This is a genomic window from Comamonas sp. B-9, assembly GCF_000410635.1.
Lineage (GTDB): Bacteria > Pseudomonadota > Gammaproteobacteria > Burkholderiales > Burkholderiaceae_C > Comamonas.
In genome coordinates, this window is record NZ_KE148680.1 from 1 (window position 1) to 4323 (window position 4323).

Here is a 4323-nt window from a genome sequence, read left to right on the forward strand (position 1 = left end):
CTGATGCGCTGGCCCAGCTGGACACTGGCGACCCGGGCTGGCGCGCCGCCGCAGAGCGCGGCCGGCGCACCTGGGGCAAGGGCATTGCCTTGCTGGTGCAGGGCGAATCGGGCGTGGGCAAGGAGCTGTTTGCCCGCGCGCTGCACGACAGCAGCGCGCGCCATGCCGCGCCTTTTGTCGCCATCAACTGCGCGGCGATTCCGGAGCATTTGATCGAGGCCGAGCTGTTTGGCTATGAGTCAGGTGCCTTTACCGGTGCCAGGCGCGATGGCCAGCTCGGCCGCCTGCGCGAGGCCCAGGGCGGCACGCTTTTCCTCGATGAAATTGGCGATATGCCGCTGGCGCTGCAAACCCGTCTGCTGCGCGTGCTGCAGGAGCGCAGCATCACGCCGTTGGGCGGCGGCAAGGCCCAGCAGCTCGATTTTGCGCTGGTCTGCGCCACCCACCACCAGCTGCGCGAGGCGGTGGCGCAGGGGCGCTTTCGGGCCGATCTGTTCTACCGCATCAATGGCCTGGCCTTGCAGCTGCCCGCGCTGCGCGAGCGCAGCGACCGCGAGGCCATCACCCGCCGTTTGCTGGAGCAGTTCAATCCCGGCCAGTCGGTGCGCTTGCACCCCGATCTGGCCTTTGCGATGGCGCACTACCCCTGGCCCGGCAATCTGCGCGAGTACGCCAATGCGCTGCAGACCGCATCGGCGCTGCTGCTGCCCGGCGAGGACACCATTGGCTGGTCGCAGCTCTCCGATGACCTGGCGCAGGAGCTGCTGCGCTACCGCGAAGGCGCGCCGATGGCCGTCGCTGCGTTGGCCGCGCAAGCGCAGCCGCCCAGCCTGCCGGCCACCGATCTCAAAACCCTCTCCCACACTGCGATTGCGCAGATGCTGCAGCAGTGCCGGGGCAATGTGTCGCAGGCGGCCAAGCTGCTGGGCATCAGCCGGCAGACCTTGTACCGCCGGCTCAAGGCGGCTTAGGTTGAGCTGCATGGCCTAAGATAGCTGCTGCGCCGGCACATGGTGTGCCGCCCTTTGTTGGAATGCCCATGCCCGCCTCTGAAAACCCTGCTGTCGCCACCTGGTCCTCGCGCTGGTGGGCGGATATCAGCACGCGCGAATTTGCCCAGGCGCAGACCAGCGGCCTGGCGGCCAGCACGGTGGCAGTGCTGCCGGTGGGCGCGGTGGAACAGCATGGCCCGCATTTGCCCGTCTCCGTCGATGCCACTTTGCTGCAAGGCATTGTGGCGGCCGCCATGCCGCTGCTGCCGGCTGATGTGCCGGTGCTGGTGCTGCCGGCGCAGAACATTGGCCTGAGCACCGAGCACCTGAACTTTCCCGGCACCCTGAGCCTGCCGCCCAAGCTCATCATCGACCTGTGGACGGCGCTGGGCCAGGCGGTGGCGCGTGCGGGCATCCGCAAGCTGCTGATGTTCAACACCCATGGCGGGCAGGTCGCGGTGATGGATATCGTTGCGCGCGAGCTGCGCATCGCCCATGGCATGCTGGTCTACAGCAGCAGCTGGGGAAGCCTGCCGTTGCCGGCCGAGGTCACAGGCCTGTTCAGCGCCGAGGAGCACCGCTTTGGCATCCATGGCGGCGAGGTGGAAACCTCGATGATGCTGCACCTTGCACCCGCGCAGGTGGATATGGCGCAGGCGGGTTGCTTCCATTCCACGTCGCAGGACCGGGCGCGGCGCTTTGCGATTGTGGGCAATGGCAAGAGCGCCAAGATGGGCTGGGCGATGGAGGACTACAACCCCTGCGGCGCCGTTGGCAATGCCGCCGGCGCCACGGCAGACAAAGGCCGGGCGGTGGTCGAGGCAGCGGCCCAGCAACTGGCCTTGCTGCTGCAGGAGATCCACCAGCTGGCGTGGACGGTAGTACCCCGCTGATGCCTTGCTGGCAGAGAATCAGCTGCCCAGCACCTGGCTGAACACGGCCGCATCCACATTGCCGCCGGTCAGTGCCAGGCCAATGGTCTGGCCGGCGATCAGCTCGCGCTCCTGCAGCGCGGCGGCCAGTGCAGCGGCACCGGCGCCTTCTGCCACATTGTGGGTGTCGGTGAACAGGTAGCGCATGGCGTCGCGCACCTCGTCGTCGCTGACGGCCACCAGGTGGTCCAGGTGCTGGCGCAGCACGGGCAGGGCGAGCGGGTCGGCGCGGCGCACGGCCATGCCATCGGCAATCTCGGTGCTGACCACCGCCTCGACCACTTCACCGGCAGCGATGGAGTCGCGGTAGGTGGTGGCGCCGGTGCTGATCACGCCGACAATGCGCACCGGGTGCTCCAGGGCCAGCTTGGCGGCCACCGCAGCGCAGGCGCCCGAACCCAGGCCAATAGGCACATAGACGGTCTGCAAATGCGGCACGGCGCGCAAAAACTCCCACCAGTAGGTGCTGACACCGCTGACCAGATCGGGGTGGTAGCTGGGCACCATATGGGCACCGCTGTGCTCGGCCAGCGCCATCGCATGCTCGCGGGCGGATTGGAAGTCGTCGCCGTGCTCGATCAACTCCGCACCCAGCGAGCGCATCGCCATGTTCTTCTCGACCGAGTTGCCATGGGGCACGACGATGGTGCAGCGCACGCCATGGCTGCGCGCGGCCCAGGCAATGCTCTGGCCATGGTTGCCACGCGTGGCGCTGATCACCTGCGCGGGCAGGGTGCCGCGCGCTGCCATCTGCGCAAAGTAAGACAGACCGCCCCGGATCTTGAAGGCGCCGACGGGCGTGTGGTTCTCGTGCTTGAGCCAGCACTCGGCCCCCAGGCGTTCGCCCAGCAGCTGCCAGCGGTACTGCGGCGTGGCCTGGAACTCACGGTAAACGATGCGGGAGGCGGCCTCGATCTCGGCGAGGCTGGGCAGGGAGATGGCTTGCATAGATCAGAAAAAAGGGTGCGTTGAAGGGCGGGTCAGAGAGGGCTGCGCAGCTGCACCGGCCCTTTGGGCGTGTGCAAATGCGCGACCAGCGCCGGCGTGGGGGCATGCGCCACCTGCAGGTGGGGGTGGTTGCCCAGGCCCAGAGCCTGCAGCGCCGTTTTCAGAGCATCGGCATCGGGGTGCAGCAATTGCAGCTGCTGCAGCGCAACGCCCTTGTCCGCCATGCTGGCTTCCGGGTGCTGCTCTCCCCATTCAATCAAGGTGGGCAGCAGGCCTTGGAGCAGGCGCTGGCCATCGGGCCGCAGCCCAATCTGCCAGGCCAGCAGGCCCCGGGGCGTTTGCCGGCTGGCGGCCTGGGGCGTGCCAGCGGCATGGCCGAGCGCGCGCAAGGCCTCGGTGGCCTGGCCGATGCCGTTGACGCGTGCGACCCAGTGGGTCAGCTGCGGGCCCTGGCTGCGCACCTGGGCCTGCAGCGCGGCATCGTCCATGTCAAACCAGCGGCGGTGGCCGCTAGGCGCCTGGCCTTGCGGGTCGATCGCGATGATCTCCAGGTAGCTGGCGGCAAAGGCCGGGCTGCTGATGCGCAGCAGGCGGTTGTGGGTGCCCATGAAGGCATGCTGGCCGCCCGCATCGGGCGTCACGCCCAAGCTCGCCTCGCACCAGGCCAGGCCTTCGTCCAGGCTGGCCGCCATGACGACGAGGTGGTCCAGTCCGGCCTGGCTCACAGCAGCACCTCGCCCTGGATACCGGCCGACACATGGCCCCCCCCCCAGACCTGGCCCGCCGCATCCTGCGCGATGTTGACGATGCCGCTGCGGTCCAGGTTGATGCCCTGGCTGGCGACATAGGGGGCCTGCAGATGGCCCTCGGCCAGCAGCCACTGGGCCAGGCTGGCATTGAGGCTGCCGGTGATTGGGTCTTCGCTGAGGCTGGTGCCGGTGTTGAACCAGACGCGCACTTCGATATCGGCTTCGGGCGGGCGGCTGGCCTGGCCTGTGGCGCCGTCAAAGGCACGCGCCTCGCGGCTGGCGCGGCCGATCAGCGCCTTGCCCGCTTGCGGGTACAGCGCGGCCACGGCCAATTCCATGCCCAGGCCATGCAGCGCCGTCAGGTCGGGCTGGATCGCAAGCACGGTGTCGGGGGCATCCAGCAGCAGGGCCCAGAACACGGGGCCGTTGTTGAGTTTTTGGCTGGCCAACACCTGGTCTGCCTGCAGCCCGATGGCCTGCAGCACCGGGGCCAGCTCGGCTGCGCTGATGGCGCTGCGGCTGAGCGAGGGGGCGGCAAAGGCCAGCCGGCCATTGCGCGCGTCTTGCTGCAAGGTCACCAGGCCCTTGGCGCATTCCTGTACCACGCGGCCGGCCTGCTGCGGCTGGCCGCCGGCTGCCAGCCAGGCATGGCAGCTGCCCAAGGGGGGGGGGCCGGCAAAAGGCAGCCCGCCGCCGGGGGGG

General features: G+C 68.8%; 5 protein-coding genes. 2 read left to right on the top strand and 3 right to left on the bottom strand.

Translation table 11 applies throughout. The features are described from left to right. Together H928_RS0125345 and H928_RS0125350 are read left to right on the top strand one after the other, a co-directional pair. Positions 1–971 (top strand): sigma-54-dependent Fis family transcriptional regulator (locus H928_RS0125345; protein ID WP_021029016.1); only part of this gene is annotated, 971 nt, incomplete at its 5' end. 68 nt (positions 972–1039) lie between these two features. Next, entirely contained in the window at positions 1040–1885 is an 846-nt protein-coding gene (locus H928_RS0125350; RefSeq protein WP_027011412.1) for a creatininase family protein, read from the top strand. A gap of 18 nt (positions 1886–1903) precedes the next feature. Here the strand turns inward: H928_RS0125350 and H928_RS0125355 are convergent, their stop codons facing one another. From H928_RS0125355 to H928_RS29915, 3 genes are all read right to left on the bottom strand, one after another. Beyond that, positions 1904–2872 (bottom strand): threonine dehydratase, encoded by a 969-nt coding sequence (locus H928_RS0125355; RefSeq protein ID WP_021029018.1) that lies wholly within the window; start codon positions 2870–2872, stop codon positions 1904–1906. A 32-nt stretch (positions 2873–2904) separates the two neighbouring features. Then, positions 2905–3597, bottom strand: coding sequence for a VOC family protein (locus H928_RS0125360; protein ID WP_021029019.1), 693 nt, complete (start codon positions 3595–3597; stop codon positions 2905–2907). Beyond that, on the bottom strand, positions 3594–4323 hold a 730-nt coding region (locus tag H928_RS29915; protein ID WP_239645082.1), incomplete at its 5' end, for a PhzF family phenazine biosynthesis protein. The genes H928_RS0125360 and H928_RS29915, both read right to left, overlap by 4 nt.